We start from the raw sequence: 17,701 nt of genomic DNA on the forward strand, positions 1-17,701 counted from the left end.
GGTCGGCAGCGTTGCACACCTCCCCCCACCCTATGAGTCGGCAGGCTGCGCGCGGCACTCCCCCTCGGCGGATTCTCGGAGCCGTCTCGCCGGTGTGTACAGCGGCGGCTCGGGGCGCGCGTCAGTCGGCGGCCGAGGCGAGCCACGCGCGCACGGCGTCGCCGTGCTCGTCGAGAGCGGGAGGCGGCGTCGGCGCGGCGGGCGTGAAGCCCGAGTACCGAAGGGGGTGCGCGAGCTGGGGCGGATGCTCCGGCCCCACGTCGACGGTCGGCTCGAGCCCGAGCCGCCGCGCGAGGGCGAGCGCCTCGTCGATGCCGTTCACGGTGCCCGCGGGCACCCCGGCCCCGAGCATCCGCGTCGCCCAGGAGCCCGCGTCGTCGACCGCCAGCAGTCCTTCGAGCGCGGCCTGGAGGGCGTCCCGGTGCTCGACCCGCGCGGGGTTGGTCGCGAAGCGCGGGTCGCGCGCGAGCGCGGGATGCCCCAGCACGCCGCAGAGCGCCGCGAACTGCGCGTCGTTGCCCACCGCGACGGCGAGGAGCGCATCGCGGCACCGCAGCGTCTCGTACGGCGCGATCGAGGGGTGGCGGTTCCCGAGTGCGCGCGGGGCGGCTCCGGTCGCGAGGTACGAGGCGGCCTGGTTGGCGAGCGAGGCGATGAGGCTGGAGAGGAGCGCGACCTCGACGTGCTGCCCGACCCCGGTCCGCTCGCGGTGAAGCAGCGCGGCGAGCACGCCCATCGCGGCGTGGTTCGCGGCGAGCAGGTCGACCATCGCGACGCCGACCTTGCGCGGCTCGCCTCCGGCGTCGCCCGTGATGCTCATGAGTCCGCCGACCGCCTGGACGAGGAAGTCGTAGCCCGGCATCGTCGCGCCCTCACCGGTCGATCCGAAGCCGGTGATCGAGCAGTAGACGGCGCGCGGGTTGCGCTCGAGCACGCTCGCGGCGTCGAGGCCGAAGCGCTCGAGAGCGCCGGTGCGGTAGTTCTCGAGCACGACGTCGGCCCGATCGGCGAGCGTGCGGGCGAGCGCGAGGTCGCTCGGGTCGGAGAAGTCGAGGGCCACCGACTCCTTCGACCGGTTGGCGGCCTCGAAGTAGGCGCTCGAGGAGCCGGCCCACGGCGGACCCCACGCCCGGGTCTCGTCTCCCGCGCCCGGACGCTCGACCTTGATCACGCGCGCGCCGAGGTCGGCGAGCAGCACGGCGGAGGTCGGGCCGGCGAGCACGCGGCTGAAGTCGGCCACGAGCATCCCGTCGAGGGGGCGGATCATGCCGCAACTGTACAGGTGGACAAATCGCGCGTCACGGGCCAGCATGAGGATGACCGGAAGGACCGTCATGACCGACTCGCCCCTCGATCTCATCGGCTTCGACACCCTGCTGAGCGACGAGGAGCGCGCGACGCGCGATCGTGTGCGCGCCTACGTCGACGCCGAGCTGCGGCCGCACATCGCCGGATGGTACGACGCCGGGGTCTTCCCGACCGAGATCGTGCGCCCGATGGGTGAGCTCGGGCTGCTCGGCATGCACCTGCAGGGCTACGGCTGCGGCGGGCGCTCGGCCGTCGAGTACGGCCTCGCCGCCGCCGAGCTCGAGGCCGGCGACTCCGGGCTGCGAACCTTCGTCTCGGTGCAGGGCTCGCTCGCGATGACCGCGATCCACAGCTTCGGCTCGGAGGAGCAGAAGCAGGAGTGGTTGCCGCGCATGGCCGCTGGTGAGGCCGTGGGTTGCTTCGGACTCACCGAACCGAACGCCGGAAGCGACCCGGCCTCGATGCAGACCTTCGCGCGCCGCGAGGGCGACGACTGGGTCATCTCGGGGTCGAAGCGCTGGATCGGTCTCGCGTCGATCGCCGACATCGCGATCATCTGGGCGCAGACCGATGCGGGCATCCGCGGTTTCATCGTGCCCACGGACGAGCCCGGCTTCGTCGCGACGCCGATCGGGCAGAAGCTGTCGATGCGGGCATCCGTGCAATGCGACATCGCGCTCGATGACGTGCGCGTCCCCGCGAGCGCCCGGCTGCCCGGCGCCGAGGGCCTGCGCGGCCCGTTCACGTGCCTCAACCAGGCGCGCTACGGCATCGTGTGGGGCGTCATGGGGGCGGCGCTCGACAGCTACCGCGCGGCGCTCGACTACGTGCAGCAGCGCGAGGTCTTCGGCAAGCCCGTCGCGGCCTACCAGCTCACGCAGCAGAAGCTCGTCGACATGGCTCTCGAGATCGACAAGGGGTTCCTGCTCGCCCTGCAGCTCGGGCGCCTCAAGGACGCCGGGCTGCTGCAGCCGCACCAGATCTCGGTCGGCAAGCTCAACAACGCGCGCGTCGCGATCGACATCGCGCGCGAGGCCCGCGCGATGCTCGGCGGGAACGGTGTGACGCTCGAGCACTCGCCGCTGCGGCATGCGAACAACCTCGAGTCGGTGCGCACCTACGAGGGCACCGACGAGGTGCACACGCTCATCCTCGGCAGCGCGATCACGGGCATCCCCGCGTTCCGGTAGGGCGCCCGGGCTCGGCGCCTCGTGACACCGCACCGCGCATCGGCCGCCCGGAGTGCCCGGCCGCTGCCCCACGGGGCGCACGAGGGCTGCGGGCCCGGGGAGCCGCTGCTCGAGGCCGCGACGCTGCGCCCGATTGCGGAGGAAGAGCGGGTTCGAACCGACTCTTCGTGCGCCAACCCGCTCATCGTCGGGCGCACAGCCGTCCGGGGCGGACCCGGGGCACGCCGCGGCCGGGCGGCGGATGCTGCGCTCGCGCCGCGCTACGCCCGAACGCGCGCCGGCACCACCCGCGGGTGCGACCCCGCCATCGTCTCGAGCACGCGGATCACCTGCGAGCTGTAGCCGAACTCGTTGTCGTACCAGACGTAGACGATGACCGAGTCGCCCGTGCAGATGGTGGCGAGCCCGTCGACGATGCCGGCGCGGTGCGAGCCGATGAAGTCGCTGGAGACGACCTCGGGGCTCTCGATGTAGTCGATCTGCTGGCGGAGGTCGCTGTGCAGCGACATCTGCCTGATGTGCTCGTTGACCTCCTCGCGCGTCGTCGGCCGCTCGAGCTGGAGGTTGAGGATCGCCATCGACACGTCGGGCGTCGGCACGCGGATGGCGTTGCCGGTGAGCCTGCCGGCGAGCTCGGGCAGCGCCTTCGCGACGGCCTTCGCGGCGCCGGTCTCGGTGATGACCATGTTGAGCGCGGCGGAGCGGCCGCGGCGGTCGCCCTTGTGGAAGTTGTCGATCAGGTTCTGGTCGTTCGTGTACGAGTGCACGGTCTCGACGTGCCCGTGGCGGATGCCCCAGGCGTCGTCGATCACCTTCAGCACGGGCGTGACGGCGTTCGTGGTGCACGACGCGGCCGTCACGATCCGGTCGTCGGGCCGGATCGTCTCGTGGTTGATGCCGTGCACGATGTTCTTCAGCGCGCCCTTGCCGGGTGCGGTGAGCAGCACCTTCGCCACACCCGGGCACTGCAGGTGCTGCGCGAGCCCCTCCTCGTCGCGCCAGCGGCCGGTGTTGTCGACGACGATCGCGTCGTGGATGCCGTACGCCGTGTAGTCGACGCTCGTCGGCGAGTCCGAGTAGATGACCTTGATGAGCGTGCCGTTGGCGAGGATCGTCCCCGCCTCCTCGTCGACCGAGATCGAGCCCTCGAACGGCCCGTGCACCGAGTCGCGGCGCAGCAGGCTCGCGCGCTTGACGATGTCGTTGTCGCTGCCGCGGCGCACGACGATCGCGCGCAGGCGCAGCCCTCCCCCGTTGCCGGCGTGGGCGATGAGGATGCGCGCGAGCAGTCGCCCGATGCGCCCGAAGCCATACAGCACGACGTCGGTGCCCGCGGGCTCGCCGTCCGCGGCAGCGTCGGCGCACACGAGATCGAGCTCGTCGCGCACGTACTCGACGAGCGAGCGGCCTGCCCCCGCCTCGGCGTAGCCGGTGATGAGGCGCGCGATGTCGAGCGACGCGGGCCGCGGCCCGATCTCGAGAAGCGCGCCGAGCACGCGCTCGGTGTCGTCGAGCGCGAGCGGCTCGCCCGTGACGTGCTCGGCGTACTTGTGCGCCTTGAGCACGCCGATCGCCGACTGGTTGATGAGGCGGCGGCCGTGGATGCTCGTCACCACCCCGTGCTCCCGATACAGCCGCCCGATCAGGGGGATCAGGTGCTCGGCGAGGGTCTCTCGGGCCTTCCAGGCCTCACGGTGGGCGGCGACGGCGTCGATCATGACGTTCACTCCTTGCGGCGGGCGCGGGTCATCGCGCCGCTCGCGGCTCGTTCAGGGGGTCGAGGCGATCGTAGCGATCGACGGATGCCCGCCCGCGAGGATCGGGGCGGGCATCCGCCGCAAGAATGGCCGTTCTTGCCGCGCGCGAAAGCCCGGAGGCCGGCTACGAGCCGATCGCGACCGCGAGAACGATGGCGAGGTCGGTGAGGACCATGAGCCAGAAGAGCGCGGCGAGGGCGACCAGGCGCGATCGGCGAGCGCGCACGGCGTAGCGCACGATGATCATCGTCAGCAGCAGGACGGCGGTGACGAGGGCTCCGGCGAGGGCGAGGGGCGCGTCGAGCCGCCACCACAGCGCGAGCAGCATGGCGCCGACGAGCACGGCCGCGACGGAGGCGGCGGCGATCCAGACGGTGCCCTCGGAGGTCGTGAGCGAGCCCTGGTTGCGCACGAGCGTGGGGTCGACCTCCCAGCGCTCGTCGTGCGGGTCGGTCATGGCTCCCCCTCTGCGGTCGGGGCCTCACGGTACTCCTCCGGCCTGCGAGCGGGGGATGCCCGGTTCCTCCCGCGCCCGCATCGGGCCATAGTGGGAGCGCGCGATGCGAGCCCGGCTCGACCCGCGCATCCCCCGCAGCGACGAAGGAGACGCCATGCCCCAGTTCATGCTCATCATGCGCTCGACCGACGAGGCGCTCGCGGCCTCGAAGGAGGTCGACTTCGAGGAGGTCATCACGGCCATGGGGAGGTACAACGAGTCGATGATGGAGGCGGGCGTCATGACCGGCGGCGCGGGCCTGGCCGATGCCGCGCAGGGCGCCGTCGTGCGCTTCGGCGAGAGCGGCGCCGCGAGCGAGGTCGCGCACGGCGCCTACGGCGAGACCGCCGCGCTCTTCAACGGCTACTGGGCGATCGAGACGGCCTCGCTCGAGGAGGCCGTCGAGTGGGCGAAGAAGTGCCCGCTGGGCCCCGGCAACGCGATCGAGGTGCGGCGCATCACCGACGAGAGCGACTTCGCCGACTTCGCCGACAACGAGTACATCCGGAAGGAGGAGGGCTGGGCGGCGGAGCTCTCCGAGAAGAGGGCGCAGCGCGAGCAGTAGGCGACGGATGCCCGGCACGGGCCGCCCGCCGGCCGCGGTTCCCCGCGCGCCGACTACGCGTCGGCCGCCGCGAGCTGCCCGCAGGCGCCGTCGATCTCCTTGCCGCGCGTGTCGCGCAGCGTCGTGGGGATGCCCGCCGCGTTGAGGCGGCGCACGAACTCGTTCTGCACGTCGCGGTCGGACGCCGTCCAGATCGACCCGGGCGTCGGATTGAGCGGGATGGGGTTGACGTGCACCCAACCGCGCCCGCGCTGCAGGAGCTTGTCGGCCAGCAGGTCGGCGCGCCAGGCGTGGTCGTTCATGTCCTTGATGAGGGCGTACTCGATCGAGACACGACGACCGGTCTTGTCGAAGTACTCGCGCGCGGCGTCGAGCGCCTCGTCGACCTTCCAGCGCGAGTTGACCGGGATCAGCTCGTCGCGCAGCGTGTCATCCGGCGCATGGAGGCTCAGGGCGAACGTCACGGGGATCTGCTCGTCGGCGAGCTTCCGGATCGCCGGCACGAGGCCCACGGTGGAGACGGTGATGTTGCGCGCGCTCATCCCGAGCCCGTCGGGCTGCGGCGCGACCATCGTGCGCACCGCGCTCATGAGCCGGGCATAGTTCGCGAGCGGCTCGCCCATCCCCATGAAGACGATGTTGCCGACGCGGTCGGGGGTCTCATCGCCCTTCCTGCGCCCGCCGAGTCCGCCCTCGGCGAGCACGCGGTTGGCGGCGACGACCTGGTCGACGATCTCGGCGGCCGACATGTTGCGCGTGAGCCCCGCCTGACCCGTCGCGCAGAACGGGCAGTTCATGCCGCAGCCGGCCTGCGAGCTCACGCACAGCGTGATGCGGCCGGGGTAGCGCATGAGCACGCTCTCGACGAGGGCGCCGTCGTGGAGCTTCCAGAGGAACTTGATGGTGTCGCCGTTGTCGGTCGTGAGCCGGCGCACCTCCGTCAGCAGCGGCGGCAGAAGCCCGGCGATGAGCTCGTCGCGCCCCGCCGCGGGTAGGTCGGTCATCGCCGCGGGGTCGGAGGTGTAGTGCGTGAAGTAGTGCGTCGAGATCTGCTTGGCGCGGAAGGCGGGCAGCCCGCGCTCGCGCACCGCGGCGACGCGGCCTTCGAGGTCGAGGTCCGCCCAGTGCACCGGGGGCTTGCCGCGCTTGGGCGACGCGAACTGCAGGAGCGGGCGGCCCTCCCCGTCGAGCTTCTGCTGCCAGCCCTCGGTCGCGGGGCGGACCTGCGGCCGGGCATCCGCCACCGGTCGTGTCGTGCCGTTGTTGCGGATGCCTGCCATGCCCTCCAGGGTACGGGGGTCTAGGCGAGCAGCTCGTCGATCTGGCCGAGCGCGGCTCGCGTGCCCTCCTCGATGCCCATGCCGTTCAGCATCGCCTGATCCCCCGGAGTCGGGAATCGGGAGGTGAAGGTCATGCGCGTCCGACCGCCGCCGACGTCGTCGAGCTCGACGGTGCAGGAGATCGCGGGCATCGCGGGGTCGGGCTCGCCGTCCTGCCCCTCGAAGCCGTCGTCGAACTCGAACCGGTGCGGCGCGGAGACGCGCGTCGCGATCCACCACCCCGGTGCCCTCTCGCCGCTCGGCCCCGTCATGACGTACGTCGACCATCCCCCTGGCACGAAGTCGTGGCGGGTGAAGGTCGCGGGCCACTCGGGCGGGCCCCACCAGCGCTCGAGCTGCCGAGGGTCCGCCCACAGCTGCCAGACGCGGTCCACGGGAGCGTCGTGCTCCGTGACGAACGTCATGCTGAGAGCGTCGAGGTCGGTGCGAGCACTGATCACGGGCATGGGTCTGTCCTCCGGACGGGTCAGGGACGATCGGCGGCGAGGATGGCGTCCATCGTGGCGGAGCGGTGCCGCCACAGCGCCTCGTACGACTGCAGCAGGGCTCGGGCGCGCTCGATCGCGGCGGGGTTCGCCCGCACGAGCTGCTCGCGCCCGTGCCGCGCCTTGGCGATGAGGGATGCCCGCTCGAGCACCGCGACGTGCTTCTGCACGGCCGCGAAGCTCATCTCGTAGCGCGCGGCGAGCGCGGTGACCGAGTGCTCGCCGGTGAGCGCGCGCGTGAGGATGTCGCGGCGCGTGCCGTCGGCGAGCGCCTGGAACAGGCGATCGACCTCGTCAGGAGAGAGCGTATCTACAACCATTTGGTTGCACGTTACGCTCGCTCCCCCGCCCCGTCAAGGCCCGGGTGAGCGTGCGAAGCGTTCGGGGCATACCGTTAAGCCATGACCTCTGCTGATTCGACCACCGCGACCGAGGCCGACAGCGCGCCCCCGAGCATCCCCTTCTCGTCTCTGGGTCTCAGCGACGCCGTCATGAAGGCCCTCCACGACGTCGGGTACGAGACCCCGTCGGCGATCCAGGCGGCGACCATCCCGCCGCTGCTTCAGGGTCGCGACGTCGTCGGCCTCGCCCAGACCGGCACCGGCAAGACCGCGGCGTTCGCCCTGCCGATCCTGTCGCGACTCGACCTGTCGCAGAAGTCGCCCCAGGCCCTCGTCCTCGCCCCCACGCGCGAGCTCGCCCTGCAGGTGTGCGAGGCGTTCGAGAAGTACGCCGCCCACCTCAAGGGCGTCCACGTCCTCCCCGTCTACGGCGGGCAGGGCTACGGCGTGCAGCTGTCGGCGCTGCGCCGCGGCGTGCACATCGTCGTCGGAACCCCCGGCCGCATCATGGACCACCTCGAGAAGGGCACGCTCGACCTCACCGAGCTCAAGTACCTCGTGCTCGACGAGGCCGACGAGATGCTCAAGATGGGCTTCGCGGAGGACGTCGAGACGATCCTCGCCGACACTCCGACCGACAAGCAGGTGGCGCTGTTCTCGGCGACGATGCCCGCGTCGATCCGCCGCATCTCGCAGCAGTACCTCCGCGACCCGGAGGAGATCACGGTCAAGACGAAGACCACGACCTCCTCGACGATCTCGCAGCGGTACCTCGTCGTGTCGTACCAGCAGAAGGTCGACGCCCTCACGCGCATCCTCGAGGTCGAGAACTTCGAGGGCATGATCGTGTTCGTCCGCACCAAGAACGAGACCGAGACGCTCGCCGAGAAGCTGCGCGCCCGCGGGTACTCGGCGCAGGCGATCAACGGCGACGTCGCCCAGGTGCAGCGCGAGCGCACGGTCGAGCAGCTGAAGTCCGGCAAGCTCGACATCCTCGTCGCGACCGACGTCGCCGCGCGCGGACTCGACGTCGAGCGCATCAGCCACGTCGTCAACTTCGACATCCCCGTCGACACCGAGTCGTACGTGCACCGCATCGGCCGCACCGGCCGCGCCGGGCGCTCGGGCGCCGCGATCAGCTTCATCACCCCGCGCGAGCGCCGCCTGCTCGACGCGATCGAGCGCGCGACGCGCCAGCCGCTCACGCAGATGCAGCTGCCGAGCGTCGACGACGTCAACGCCACGCGCCTCGCGCGCTTCGACGACGCCATCAGCGAGGCGCTCTCGAACTCCTCCCTCATGGAGGTCTTCCGCGACATCATCGGCCACTACGTCGAGCACCATGACGTGCCCGAAGCCGACGTCGCGGCCGCGCTCGCGGTCGTCGCGCAGGGCGGTTCGCCGCTCCTGCTGACGGAGGAGGACATCCGCCCGCCCAAGTTCAGCCGGGATGCCGACGCTCGCGGTTCGGCCGGCGGCGCGTCCGGCGGCGGTGCCGGCTCCGATCGCGGCGAGCGTCGCCCGCGCCGCGAGGGCGGCCCGGCCCTCGCCCCCTACCGGATCGAGGTCGGCAAGCGCCACCGCGTCGAGCCGCGCCAGATCGTCGGCGCCCTCGCGAACGAGGGCGGGCTGTCGCGCGACGACTTCGGAGCGATCAGGATCATGCCCGACTTCTCGGTCGTCGAGCTGCCCGCAGAGCTGCCCCCGGCGACGCTGCGCAAGCTCGAGTCCACCCGCATCAGCGGCCGGCTCATCGAGCTCAAGCCTGATCGCGGCCCGCGCCGCGGCGCCTCGCGCGACGAGCGCGGCGGTGGCCGAGGCGGCGACCGCGACGACCGCCCGGCGCGCAAGCCGCGCCACTGAGCCGCGCCGCTGCGCGAGCCGTGGGCGGCGGTGCCGGTAAGGCGTGCGCCCGTCACGTACGCGAGCTCGTCTATCGGTCAGTTGTTGGGGTGAGGCCCAGTGGGCGGCGCAACGAGTGACCGATAGACGCGCGGCGTGACCCGCACGCCGTCACGAATGCGCTCACGAGCGAGTCGCTCGTCCAGCCCACGTCTGCGCAGGAGCCCGGCGTGCACGTTCTCCGGAGATCCGGCTGCGCTCCCCGCACGAGACGGGGCCCAGCGCGGCGGGCGCGCCGGGATTCCTGAGTTGGTGCACGCGCCGCGGCCAACCGGCTACTCCGAGCCGTAGAGTGCGAGGATGCGAGCGATACTCGAGGCCTGCGCCATGGGCGACCCGCGCTGCGATGACACAGCCGACCTCTTCGGCAATCAGCTCGACCTGATCCTCATCGGCGCCGCCCTCGTGGCCGTGGTCGTCGTGCTCACGTTGCTCATCGAGCGGGTTCTGCGGCGCCGCTCCCGCCGCTGATATCGTGACGCGATCGTCACTCCCGATCCGCGCTCGCGCGCGTAGCCTGACCGCATGAGCCGGTGGACCGAGCTGCTCGCCTCGTGCGTCGATCCGACCGTGTACTGCGACGACACGGTGGAGATCCTCAACTCGCCCCTCAATGCGTGGCTGCCGCTCATCGCGGGAGTCGTCGCGGTGCTGGCCATCGGCGCGGTGGTGCTGCGACTCGTCACCAGGCGCGAACGCGCCCGGCGCGATGCAGCGCGCGCAGGCGCCGCGCGCGCGACGGCTCCCGACGTCTAGTCGGCGCCGGAGTCGAAGGCCGAGTCTCGAGACGCTCTATCGCGAAGCGGCCTCACTGAGCTCGTTCCACCACGCGGCGATGATGGCTACGACGCGCTCGTCGATCGGGCGCCGGGCATCCGCTCGATAGGTGCGCAGCGTCGGCCGAGACTGCGTGCGCAGGATGTGGCTGACGCCCTCAAGCGCGATCGTGCGGGTCGGGCCTCCCGTGCGGGCCGCGATCACGGCGAGATCCTCCGGCGGCGACTGCAGATCGAACGTGCCGGTGATCGCGAGCAGCGGCGAGGGCGCCGCGTCGAGGTCGGCGCGCGGGTCGTAGGCCATGAACTCGCGGAACCAGCGCGCGTTCACGCGAGCCCCGCCGATACGCGCGACATCGCCGGTCGTGCGCAGCAGGCGCTGCCGGTTCTTCTCGGTCTGTTGCTCGACGTCGGTGCGCAGCAGTCGCAGCAGGCCGCGCACGAGACCGGGCACGTCGGCCGCGATGGCGCGCGACTGCCACCGCAGGACCTCGAGACCCGAGCGCGCGGAGCCGCTCAGCATGACGAATCCGGCGATGACGGGCCGACGCGCGGCGATGCGAGCCGCGACGAATGCCCCCTCGCTGTGGCCGATGACGATCACGGGGAGCTCGCTCTCGAGCACATCGTCGACGATGGCGAGTGCATCGTCGAGGAGGTCGTCGAAGCCCGTCGTGAGGAACTCCCCCTCCGACTCGCCGACGCCCCGCTTGTCCCATCGGACGCTCTCGAGGCCGCGCTCGGCGAGCCCTTCGGCGAGCTGACGCTGGATGCCCAGTGCGAGGCCGCGCGCATCGCCGTCGCGATCGGTCGGTCCGCTGCCGGGAAGCAGCACGGCGACGGCGCTCGGCGTCTCGACCCGTCGCCGCACCCCGACCAGCCGGACGGCGCCGTGATGCTCGAACGGCTGCTCGACGGCCGACGTCGTCACGAGCGCTCCCCTGCGAGCGCAGCCTGCAGAGCTGCTGCGCGCTCCGCGGCATCGGGAGCCGAGAGCACGATCCTGCGCACGGGACCGCCGGTCGCTGTGATCGACAGAGCAGGCCCCCGCCCGCGAACGACAGCGACGGTCGCCCCCTGACGCCGGCGCCAGGTGCCGATCTTCCGCGCCCCCGGGATCCCCAGCCCGGGAGCACGGATGCCGGCGACCGAGGCCAGCCCATCGGGGACGACAGCGATCACGTCGATGTCGGAAGCATGGATCCTGACATCGCCGCGGAGCGCGAGCACGCGGTCGAGCCACCCCAGTCTCAGTGTCAATCCGCTGGGGTCGGCGTGGATGGTGGTCGGCATGCATCCTCCTCGGGAGTCGTCGATCACAATGTTATCAGCGTTGATAACATTCCTGAAATTGATACAGTGGGCCGCACTCGACCTCCGCACTGCGGGAAGGACCCTGTGACCACCTCGACGCTCCTCCTGCACCCCGTCCGCCTGCGCATCGTGCAGGCGATGCTCGGTCGCGAGCAGATCACGACGCGTGAGCTGGCCGAGCGGCTCGGCGATGTCGCCCCGGCGACCCTCTACCGTCATGTCGCCGCGCTCGTCGACGGCGGCGTGATCGAGGTCGTCTCCGAAACGCGCGTGCGCGGAGCCAGCGAGCGCGCCCTGAGACTCAACCTCTCGAGGGCGAGCGTCGACCCCCACGACGAGGGGCTCGCGGACGACGAACGCGCACGCGCCGGCTTCCTCGCCTACCTGGCGTCGCTCGCCGCGGCCTTCGACGACTACCTCGCCGCGCCTCGGTCCACCCTGGAGGAGGATCTCGTCGGCTTCCGACAGGTCGCCGTGGTCGCCACGGACGACGAGTGGCGGGCGGTCGCCGCGACGATCCGGGATGCCCTGCTCCCCCTCATCGAGCGTTCGGAGGCGCCCGACGGCGCGCGTCGCCGCATCCTTGGAACCGTCAGCCTCCCGGTCGACTGACTCGACGGGAGCCGCAGGCGCTCACCGCGAGCTAGTCGGTGCCGGAGTCGAAAGCCGAGGCCTCGTTCGCCGCGTCGACCGCGTGAGCGAGCGCCGCATCCGCCGACGACGACGGGGCGGCCGACTCGGTGACCTCGTCCGCGTGGCCGGCCGTGATGCGGCCCACGAGCTGGGCGGTCGCGCCGCCGATGATGCCCTGCGCCGCGTACTGCTCGAGGCGGGCGCGCGAGTCGGCGATGTCGAGGTTGCGCATCGTGAGCTGGCCGATGCGGTCGGTGGGGCCGAAGGCGGCGTCGCCGACGCGCTCCATCGAGAGCTTCTCGGGCGAGTACGACAGGCCGGGGCCGGTCGTGTCGAGGATCGTGTAGTCGTCGCCGCGGCGCAGTCGCAGCGACACCTCGCCGGTCACGGCCGATCCGACCCACTTCTGGATGCTCTCGCGCAGCATGAGCGACTGCGGGTCGAGCCACCGGCCCTCGTACATGAGGCGGCCCAGGCGGCGACCCTCGGCGTGGTAGTTCGCGATCGTGTCCTCGTTGTGGACGCCGTTGAGCAGCCGCTCGTACGCGATGTGCAGCAGCGCCATGCCCGGCGCCTCGTAGATGCCGCGGCTCTTGGCCTCGATGATGCGGTTCTCGATCTGGTCGCTCATGCCGAGGCCGTGGCGGCCGCCGATGCGGTTCGCCTCGAGCACGAGCTCGACCGCGTCGGCGAACTCGACGCCGTTGATCGCGGTCGGGCGGCCCTCGACGAACGCGATGCGGACATCCTCGGTGTCGATCTGCACCGACTCATCCCAGAAGCGCACGCCCATGATCGGCTCGACCGTCTCGAGCGAGACGTCCAGGTGCTCGAGCGTCTTCGCCTCGTGCGTGGCGCCCCAGATGTTGGCGTCGGTCGAGTAGGCCTTCTCGGCCGAGTCGCGGTACGGGAACCCGTGCGCGACGAGCCACTCGCTCATCTCCTGGCGGCCGCCGAGCTCGGTGACGAAGTCGGCGTCGAGCCACGGCTTGTAGATGCGCAGGCGGGGGTTGGCGAGCAGGCCGTAGCGGTAGAAGCGCTCGATGTCGTTGCCCTTGTAGGTGCTGCCGTCGCCCCAGATCTCGACGCCGTCGTCCTTCATGGCGCGCACGAGCAGGGTGCCGGTCACGGCGCGCCCGAGGGGCGTGGTGTTGAAGTAGGCCTTGCCGCCGCTGCGGATGTGGAAGGCGCCGCACGCGAGGGCGACGAGGCCCTCCTCGACGAGGGCGGCCTTCGCGTCGACGAGGCGGCTGATCTCGGCGCCGTACTCCTTCGCGCGGCCGGGCACGGCCTCGACGTCGGGCTCGTCGGGCTGGCCGAGGTCGCCCGTGTAGGTGCAGGGGATGGCGCCCTTGTCGCGCATCCACGCGACGGCGACGGAGGTGTCGAGGCCCCCGGAGAAGGCGATGCCGACGCGCTCGCCGACGGGCAGGGAAGTCAGGACCTTGGACACGATCCCCGATTCTATCGGCGGCCGGGCCGGCCCGGTGCCGCCGTGCGGCACGAGCGGGCGACGGATGCGCGGGCGCGGCTGGGCATCGCCCGTGCAGCCCGCTGGCGGGCATCCGCAGCCCTCGGCTATCGTCGCTCGGATGCTCAAGCTCATCGTCGTCCTGCTCGTCATCTGGGCCGCCTTCGCGGTCATCGGCTTCGTGATCGAGGGGCTGCTCTGGCTCGCGTTCCTCGGCCTCGTCCTGCTCGTCGCGACCGCGGTGTGGGGCTGGTTCCGGCGCCGCGCGACGCGCGACTGACCGACGGCGGCGGGGCGGGCTGAGTACGCTCGGCGCATGACCGCACCGCTGCGCATCGCCCCGGCGAACGAGGCGAGCTGGGTCGAGCTGCAGCTGATCCTCACGGGCACCGCCGGCCGCTGCCAGTGCACGCGCCAGCGGCTCGGCGACCACGACTGGTACGCCGCGCCGGTCGAGCAGCGCGCCGCGATCCTGCGCGAGGCGACCGGCTGCGATGACCCGCGGGCGACGCGCACGGTCGGCCTCGTCGCGTGGGTCGACGACGACCCGGCCGGCTGGGTCGCGGTGGATGCCCGCCCCGCCTACCGCCGCCTGCGCAACTCCCCCGTGCCGTGGGCCGGGCGCCTCGAGGACAAGGACGACGACGGAGTGTGGGCGATCGCGTGCCTCGTCGTGCGCCGCGGGTTCCGCCACCAGGGGCTCACCTACCCGCTCGTCGCGGCCGCCGCCGAGCACGCCCGCACGCAGGGAGCGCGCGCCGTCGAGGGCTACCCGATGGTGACGGGCGGCGCCGAGGTCACGTGGGACGAGCTGAGCGTCGGCCCCGTGGGGCCGTTCCTCGCGGCGGGCTTCACCGAGGTCTCGCGGCCGACGAAGCGCCGCCGCGTCATGCGGCTCGACTTCGACGCCTGAGCGGCAGCTCGCTCGCCGACGGGTCAGCCCGCGGCCGCCGCCTCGAGCTCGGCGATCACGAGCCGGTCCATCCGCATCATCGCCTCCATGACCCGCTTCGCCGCCTGCGGATCCGGCTGCTGGAGCAGCTCCGCCCAGCGGGCGGGCACGACCTGCCACGACACCCCGAAGCGATCGCGGAGCCAGCCGCAGCGGCCGGGCGCTCCCCCGTTGGCGATGAGGGCATCCCACAGCCGATCGATCTCCTCCTGCGAGTCCGCCTCGATCTGCAGCGAGAGCGCATCGGTGAAGCCCGGCTGCCCGGCGGAGCGCCCGTTGAGCGCGAGCATCCGCTGCCCCTGGAGCTCGAAGTCGACGCTCACCGGCGGCTGCCCCGGCGGCCCGTCCATGCGCCCGGTGAGGCGCGAGCCGGGCAGCAGCCCGACGTAGAACTCGGCGGCCTCCGCCGCCTCCGACTCGAACCACAGGCACGGCACGACACTCATGGAGCGCGACGCTACGCCCGGCGCGCTCCGCCGACAAGGGGCGGATGCTCGGCGCAGGCGCTGCGGCGGCGCGGCCCGGCCGACCCGGGCACCGATCATCGGGCACGGGCCGCGCTGCGCGCCTAGCGTGGATCACGACCGACGCGACACCGCGCGGTCGACGACCGAGGTGAGGAGTGCGCATGGAGGGCTGGAATCGCGCGATCGAGCTGATCGATGAGCGCCTCGGCGGCGACATCGACGCCGCCGAGCTCGCGCGCGTCGCGCTCACGAGCGAGTACCACTTCCGGCGCATGTTCTCGACGCTCGCCGGTATGCCGCTGTCGGAGTACATCCGCCGACGGCGGCTCACCGTCGCCGCCGCTGCGGTACGCGACGGGCGCGAGAGCCTCAGCGACATCGCCGTGCGCTTCGGCTACGGCTCCGCCGACTCGTTCTCGCGCGCGTTCAGCGCAGTGCATGGAATCGGGCCCGAGCAGGCCCGTCGACCCGGCGCGGTGCTGCGCTCGCAGCCGCGATTGTCATTCCACCTCACGATCGAAGGGAGCACCGACATGGAGTACCGCATCGTCACGACCGAGGAGTTCCGCATCGTCGGGCGCAGCACGCGCGCGCCGATCGTCTTCTCGGGCCCGAACCCGGCGATCGAGTCCTTTGAGCGATCGGTCAGCGCGACGGAGCGGGCGCGCCTCGCCGCGCTCTCCGACCGCGAGCCGACGGGCGTCCTGTCGGTCTGCGACGAGTTCGCCGACGAGCGCGTCGAGGGCTCGATGCTGCGCTACACCGTCGGCGTCGCGACGATGGCCGAGCCGTCGCCGGAGGACGACGTCGTCGCAGTTGCCGCGGGCTCCTGGCTCGTCATCGAGGGCGAGGGGCAGGCGCCCGAAGCGATCCAGCAGCTGTGGGCGCGCGCGTATGCCGAGTGGCTCCCCGCGAACCCCTACCGGCTCCGCCCCGGCCCCGAGCTGCTGTCGGTCGAACCCCTCGAACACGGACGCGCGCGCGGCGAGCTGTGGCTACCGGTCGAGCCCGCGAGCTGACCGTCTCGGCCCGTCGGCACGAGGGGCGGATGCTCGACCAGCGCCGAGCATCCGCCCCTCGCTACTCGGCCGGGGTGGAGGAGCCGCTCGCGCGCTTGCCGCGCGAGCCCGAGCCGCGCGCGCCGCTGCCCGCGAGCGCCGCGCCGATGGCCTCGCCCGCGGCCTCGCCGGAGGCGCGTCCCTGGATGATCTCGGCGATGTCGATGCCGACGAGCTCCTTGATGAGCTTCGTGGAGGTCGCGAGCTGTCCGGCGACCGAGTCGCCGATCTGCCCGGCGCCCTTGCCGTCGCTTGAGATGACCGTCATCGACGAGATCGCCGAGAGCGGCTCGGAGGCCGCGCGCACGATCGCGGGCAGCTGGTCGATGATGCGCTGACGCAGCAGCGCCTCGGCGCGCTCGGCGAGCGCCTCGGCCTGGGCCCGCGTCGAGTCGGCCTCGGCCGTTCCCTTGAGACGGATGGCTCCGGCCTCGGCCTCGCCCTCCGCGGCGAGCGCCTCGGCGGCGGCGATGCGGCGGTTCTTCTCCGCGATACCCTCGGCTTCGACGGCCTCCGCGGCGCTGCGGCGGCGATTGCGCTCGGCCACGCCCTCCGACTCGATGGCTTCGGCGGCCGCACGACGGGCATCCCTGTCGGCGCCGGCGCTCGCGACGGCCGCCGCGGCGGCTGCGCTCGCCTCCTTCTCGAGGGCGTACGCCTGCGCGTCGGCGACGGCGCGCACCTCGGCGTCGAGCTCCTGCTTGCGCAGGCCGACGCGCTTGGCGGCCGTGACCTCCTGCTGCGCGACGACCTCCTGCTGGGCGATCGCTTCGGCGAGCGGCTTCGCGGCCGAGGCCTCGGCGCGGGCCTTGTCGGTCTCCTTCTGGATCTCGGCGTTCCGCAGATCGAGCTTGCGCTGCTGCTCGGCGATCGCCTGGGCCGCGGCGATGCGGGCCTCCTCCGACGCCTGCTGCGCGATCGCCTCGGCGACCTCGGCGACCTGCTTGACGCGCGCCGCCTCGGCGCGACCGAGGTCGCGGATGTAGTTGTTGTCGTCGTCGATCTCCTTGATCTGCAGAGTGTCGATCTGCAGTCCCTGGATGTCGAGCGCCTCGCGCACGGCCTCGAGCACCTGCTCCTGCAGGGCCGAGCGGTTGGTGATGATCTCGGTCACGGTGAGCTGGCCGACGATCGAGCGCACCGAGCCGCTCAGGACCTCCTCGGTCGACGACTCGATCTGGTCCTGCTGGTTGAGGAATCGCTGCGCGGCGGCGCGGACCATGGTCTCGCTGCCGCCGACCTTGACGACGGCGACGGCGTTGACCTTGATCGTGATGGCGTCCTTCGTCTGCGCGGTCGCCTGCACGTTGAGCTGGCGGCTGCGGAGGCTGAGCTTGAAGTACGCCTCGATGATGGGCTTCACGAACACGCGCGAGCCGAAGACGACCTTCTGGCCGACGTTGTCGAACTCGTTGTTCTGCGGGCGCTCGGTGGTCGCCTTCTGGCGCGACGTGACGATGATCGCCTCGTCGGGCTTGGCGACCTTGATGCCGCGCAGGAGGACGATCGTGACGATCGCGAGCAGGAGGACGACGGCTCCGATGCCGATCGCGGTGGACAGGGCTTCGCTGGAGAGTGCTGGGGGCATGGCGCCAGTATGGCCGAGGAGCGGGCTGAAGACGAGGATCCGTCCGCTCCGCGCGGCG

The 17,701-nt window shown here is 72.0% G+C and carries 20 protein-coding genes; 9 read left to right on the forward strand and 11 right to left on the reverse strand.

Annotated features, from left to right (window positions below; genetic code table 11):
* Positions 1-121: 121 nt before the first annotated feature.
* A complete protein-coding gene (locus tag ASC54_RS12095) occupies positions 122-1,267 on the reverse strand; it encodes a CaiB/BaiF CoA-transferase family protein (RefSeq protein WP_055899272.1) in 1,146 nt (381 codons plus the stop codon).
* 67 nt (positions 1,268-1,334) lie between these two features.
* On the opposite strand from ASC54_RS12095, the gene ASC54_RS12100 reads away from it, so the two are divergent.
* Positions 1,335-2,498 carry an acyl-CoA dehydrogenase family protein gene (locus tag ASC54_RS12100; RefSeq protein ID WP_082515077.1) on the forward strand — a complete coding sequence of 388 codons (1,164 nt, stop codon included), beginning with the start codon at positions 1,335-1,337 and terminating at the stop codon, positions 2,496-2,498.
* Between the two features lie 260 nt (positions 2,499-2,758).
* Here the strand turns inward: ASC54_RS12100 and ASC54_RS12105 are convergent, their stop codons facing one another.
* Both ASC54_RS12105 and ASC54_RS12110 read right to left on the reverse strand, forming a co-directional pair.
* The gene (locus tag ASC54_RS12105) at positions 2,759-4,216 is read right to left on the reverse strand and encodes a glyceraldehyde-3-phosphate dehydrogenase (protein ID WP_055861706.1); all 1,458 of its coding nucleotides are present in this window, start codon (positions 4,214-4,216) and stop codon (positions 2,759-2,761) included.
* Positions 4,217-4,379: 163 nt separating this feature from the next.
* Positions 4,380-4,712, reverse strand: coding sequence for a hypothetical protein (locus ASC54_RS12110; RefSeq protein ID WP_055861709.1), 333 nt, complete (start codon positions 4,710-4,712; stop codon positions 4,380-4,382).
* Between the two features lie 103 nt (positions 4,713-4,815).
* On the opposite strand from ASC54_RS12110, the gene ASC54_RS12115 reads away from it, so the two are divergent.
* Positions 4,816-5,316, forward strand: a complete 501-nt coding sequence (locus ASC54_RS12115) for a YciI family protein (RefSeq protein WP_235451470.1) — start codon at positions 4,816-4,818, stop codon at positions 5,314-5,316.
* 53 nt (positions 5,317-5,369) lie between these two features.
* Here ASC54_RS12115 and rlmN read toward each other — a convergent pair whose 3' ends face one another.
* Genes rlmN through ASC54_RS12130 form a run of 3 tightly spaced genes read right to left on the reverse strand, consistent with a single transcriptional unit; the run spans position 5,370 to position 7,461 of the window.
* Positions 5,370-6,596, reverse strand: coding sequence for a 23S rRNA (adenine(2503)-C(2))-methyltransferase RlmN (rlmN, locus tag ASC54_RS12120; RefSeq protein WP_055861715.1), 1,227 nt, complete (start codon positions 6,594-6,596; stop codon positions 5,370-5,372).
* 20 nt (positions 6,597-6,616) lie between these two features.
* Complete coding sequence (locus ASC54_RS12125) at positions 6,617-7,102, reverse strand: SRPBCC domain-containing protein (protein ID WP_055861717.1); 486 nt, start codon at positions 7,100-7,102, stop codon at positions 6,617-6,619.
* Between the two features lie 20 nt (positions 7,103-7,122).
* Positions 7,123-7,461 carry a helix-turn-helix transcriptional regulator gene (locus tag ASC54_RS12130; RefSeq protein ID WP_055861720.1) on the reverse strand — a complete coding sequence of 113 codons (339 nt, stop codon included), beginning with the start codon at positions 7,459-7,461 and terminating at the stop codon, positions 7,123-7,125.
* A gap of 81 nt (positions 7,462-7,542) precedes the next feature.
* Between ASC54_RS12130 and ASC54_RS12135 the strand changes: the two genes are divergently transcribed.
* From ASC54_RS12135 to ASC54_RS12140, 3 genes are all read left to right on the forward strand, one after another.
* Positions 7,543-9,345 (forward strand): DEAD/DEAH box helicase, encoded by a 1,803-nt coding sequence (locus ASC54_RS12135; RefSeq protein WP_055861722.1) that lies wholly within the window; start codon positions 7,543-7,545, stop codon positions 9,343-9,345.
* 339 nt (positions 9,346-9,684) lie between these two features.
* Positions 9,685-9,855 (forward strand): hypothetical protein, encoded by a 171-nt coding sequence (locus ASC54_RS12895; protein WP_156376826.1) that lies wholly within the window; start codon positions 9,685-9,687, stop codon positions 9,853-9,855.
* Positions 9,856-9,909: 54 nt separating this feature from the next.
* Positions 9,910-10,140, forward strand: a complete 231-nt coding sequence (locus ASC54_RS12140) for a hypothetical protein (RefSeq protein ID WP_055861725.1) — start codon at positions 9,910-9,912, stop codon at positions 10,138-10,140.
* A 36-nt stretch (positions 10,141-10,176) separates the two neighbouring features.
* On the opposite strand, the gene ASC54_RS12145 is transcribed toward ASC54_RS12140, so the two are convergent.
* The gene (locus ASC54_RS12145) at positions 10,177-11,091 is read right to left on the reverse strand and encodes an alpha/beta hydrolase (protein ID WP_055861728.1); all 915 of its coding nucleotides are present in this window, start codon (positions 11,089-11,091) and stop codon (positions 10,177-10,179) included.
* Positions 11,088-11,453, reverse strand: coding sequence for a hypothetical protein (locus ASC54_RS13005; RefSeq protein WP_055861731.1), 366 nt, complete (start codon positions 11,451-11,453; stop codon positions 11,088-11,090). Before ASC54_RS13005 ends, ASC54_RS12145 begins: the two co-directional genes overlap by 4 nt.
* A gap of 105 nt (positions 11,454-11,558) precedes the next feature.
* Between ASC54_RS13005 and ASC54_RS12155 the strand changes: the two genes are divergently transcribed.
* Complete coding sequence (locus tag ASC54_RS12155) at positions 11,559-12,086, forward strand: helix-turn-helix domain-containing protein (RefSeq protein ID WP_162242511.1); 528 nt, start codon at positions 11,559-11,561, stop codon at positions 12,084-12,086.
* A 31-nt stretch (positions 12,087-12,117) separates the two neighbouring features.
* On the opposite strand, the gene argG is transcribed toward ASC54_RS12155, so the two are convergent.
* Entirely contained in the window at positions 12,118-13,560 is a 1,443-nt protein-coding gene (argG, locus tag ASC54_RS12160) for an argininosuccinate synthase (protein ID WP_055899279.1), read from the reverse strand.
* 139 nt (positions 13,561-13,699) lie between these two features.
* Between argG and ASC54_RS12900 the strand changes: the two genes are divergently transcribed.
* Positions 13,700-13,858 carry an LPXTG cell wall anchor domain-containing protein gene (locus tag ASC54_RS12900; protein WP_156376828.1) on the forward strand — a complete coding sequence of 53 codons (159 nt, stop codon included), beginning with the start codon at positions 13,700-13,702 and terminating at the stop codon, positions 13,856-13,858.
* A 36-nt stretch (positions 13,859-13,894) separates the two neighbouring features.
* The gene (locus ASC54_RS12165; RefSeq protein WP_055899282.1) at positions 13,895-14,491 is read left to right on the forward strand and encodes a GNAT family N-acetyltransferase; all 597 of its coding nucleotides are present in this window, start codon (positions 13,895-13,897) and stop codon (positions 14,489-14,491) included.
* A gap of 23 nt (positions 14,492-14,514) precedes the next feature.
* Here ASC54_RS12165 and ASC54_RS12170 read toward each other — a convergent pair whose 3' ends face one another.
* Positions 14,515-14,976: a VOC family protein gene (locus tag ASC54_RS12170; protein WP_055861742.1), complete on the reverse strand. Its 462-nt coding sequence runs from the start codon at positions 14,974-14,976 to the stop codon at positions 14,515-14,517.
* Positions 14,977-15,158: 182 nt separating this feature from the next.
* Here ASC54_RS12170 and ASC54_RS12175 point away from each other — a divergent pair, with 182 nt between their 5' ends.
* On the forward strand, positions 15,159-16,016 hold the full coding sequence (locus tag ASC54_RS12175; protein WP_055861745.1) for an AraC family transcriptional regulator: 858 nt from the start codon (positions 15,159-15,161) through the stop codon (positions 16,014-16,016).
* A gap of 61 nt (positions 16,017-16,077) precedes the next feature.
* Here ASC54_RS12175 and ASC54_RS12180 read toward each other — a convergent pair whose 3' ends face one another.
* Positions 16,078-17,643 (reverse strand): flotillin family protein, encoded by a 1,566-nt coding sequence (locus ASC54_RS12180; RefSeq protein ID WP_055899284.1) that lies wholly within the window; start codon positions 17,641-17,643, stop codon positions 16,078-16,080.
* Between the last annotated feature and the right edge of the window lie 58 nt (positions 17,644-17,701).

Origin of the sequence: Yonghaparkia sp. Root332 (assembly GCF_001425665.1) — a bacterium.
Taxonomy (GTDB): Bacteria; Actinomycetota; Actinomycetes; order Actinomycetales; family Microbacteriaceae; genus Microcella.

Bases quoted from the DNA above. Each gene is read 5' to 3' on its own strand.
- ASC54_RS12095 (WP_055899272.1), bottom strand. From the start codon at position 1,267: ATGATCCGCCCCCTCGACGGGATGCTCGTGGCCGACTTCAGCCGCGTG.
- ASC54_RS12100 (WP_082515077.1), top strand. From the start codon at position 1,335: ATGACCGACTCGCCCCTCGATCTCATCGGCTTCGACACCCTGCTGAGC.
- ASC54_RS12105 (WP_055861706.1), bottom strand. From the start codon at position 4,216: ATGATCGACGCCGTCGCCGCCCACCGTGAGGCCTGGAAGGCCCGAGAG.
- ASC54_RS12110 (WP_055861709.1), bottom strand. From the start codon at position 4,712: ATGACCGACCCGCACGACGAGCGCTGGGAGGTCGACCCCACGCTCGTG.
- ASC54_RS12115 (WP_235451470.1), top strand. From the start codon at position 4,816: ATGCGAGCCCGGCTCGACCCGCGCATCCCCCGCAGCGACGAAGGAGAC.
- rlmN (WP_055861715.1), bottom strand. From the start codon at position 6,596: ATGGCAGGCATCCGCAACAACGGCACGACACGACCGGTGGCGGATGCC.
- ASC54_RS12125 (WP_055861717.1), bottom strand. From the start codon at position 7,102: ATGCCCGTGATCAGTGCTCGCACCGACCTCGACGCTCTCAGCATGACG.
- ASC54_RS12130 (WP_055861720.1), bottom strand. From the start codon at position 7,461: ATGGTTGTAGATACGCTCTCTCCTGACGAGGTCGATCGCCTGTTCCAG.
- ASC54_RS12135 (WP_055861722.1), top strand. From the start codon at position 7,543: ATGACCTCTGCTGATTCGACCACCGCGACCGAGGCCGACAGCGCGCCC.
- ASC54_RS12895 (WP_156376826.1), top strand. From the start codon at position 9,685: ATGCGAGCGATACTCGAGGCCTGCGCCATGGGCGACCCGCGCTGCGAT.
- ASC54_RS12140 (WP_055861725.1), top strand. From the start codon at position 9,910: ATGAGCCGGTGGACCGAGCTGCTCGCCTCGTGCGTCGATCCGACCGTG.
- ASC54_RS13005 (WP_055861731.1), bottom strand. From the start codon at position 11,453: ATGCCGACCACCATCCACGCCGACCCCAGCGGATTGACACTGAGACTG.
- ASC54_RS12900 (WP_156376828.1), top strand. From the start codon at position 13,700: ATGCTCAAGCTCATCGTCGTCCTGCTCGTCATCTGGGCCGCCTTCGCG.
- ASC54_RS12165 (WP_055899282.1), top strand. From the start codon at position 13,895: ATGACCGCACCGCTGCGCATCGCCCCGGCGAACGAGGCGAGCTGGGTC.
- ASC54_RS12170 (WP_055861742.1), bottom strand. From the start codon at position 14,976: ATGAGTGTCGTGCCGTGCCTGTGGTTCGAGTCGGAGGCGGCGGAGGCC.
- ASC54_RS12175 (WP_055861745.1), top strand. From the start codon at position 15,159: ATGGAGGGCTGGAATCGCGCGATCGAGCTGATCGATGAGCGCCTCGGC.
- ASC54_RS12180 (WP_055899284.1), bottom strand. From the start codon at position 17,643: ATGCCCCCAGCACTCTCCAGCGAAGCCCTGTCCACCGCGATCGGCATC.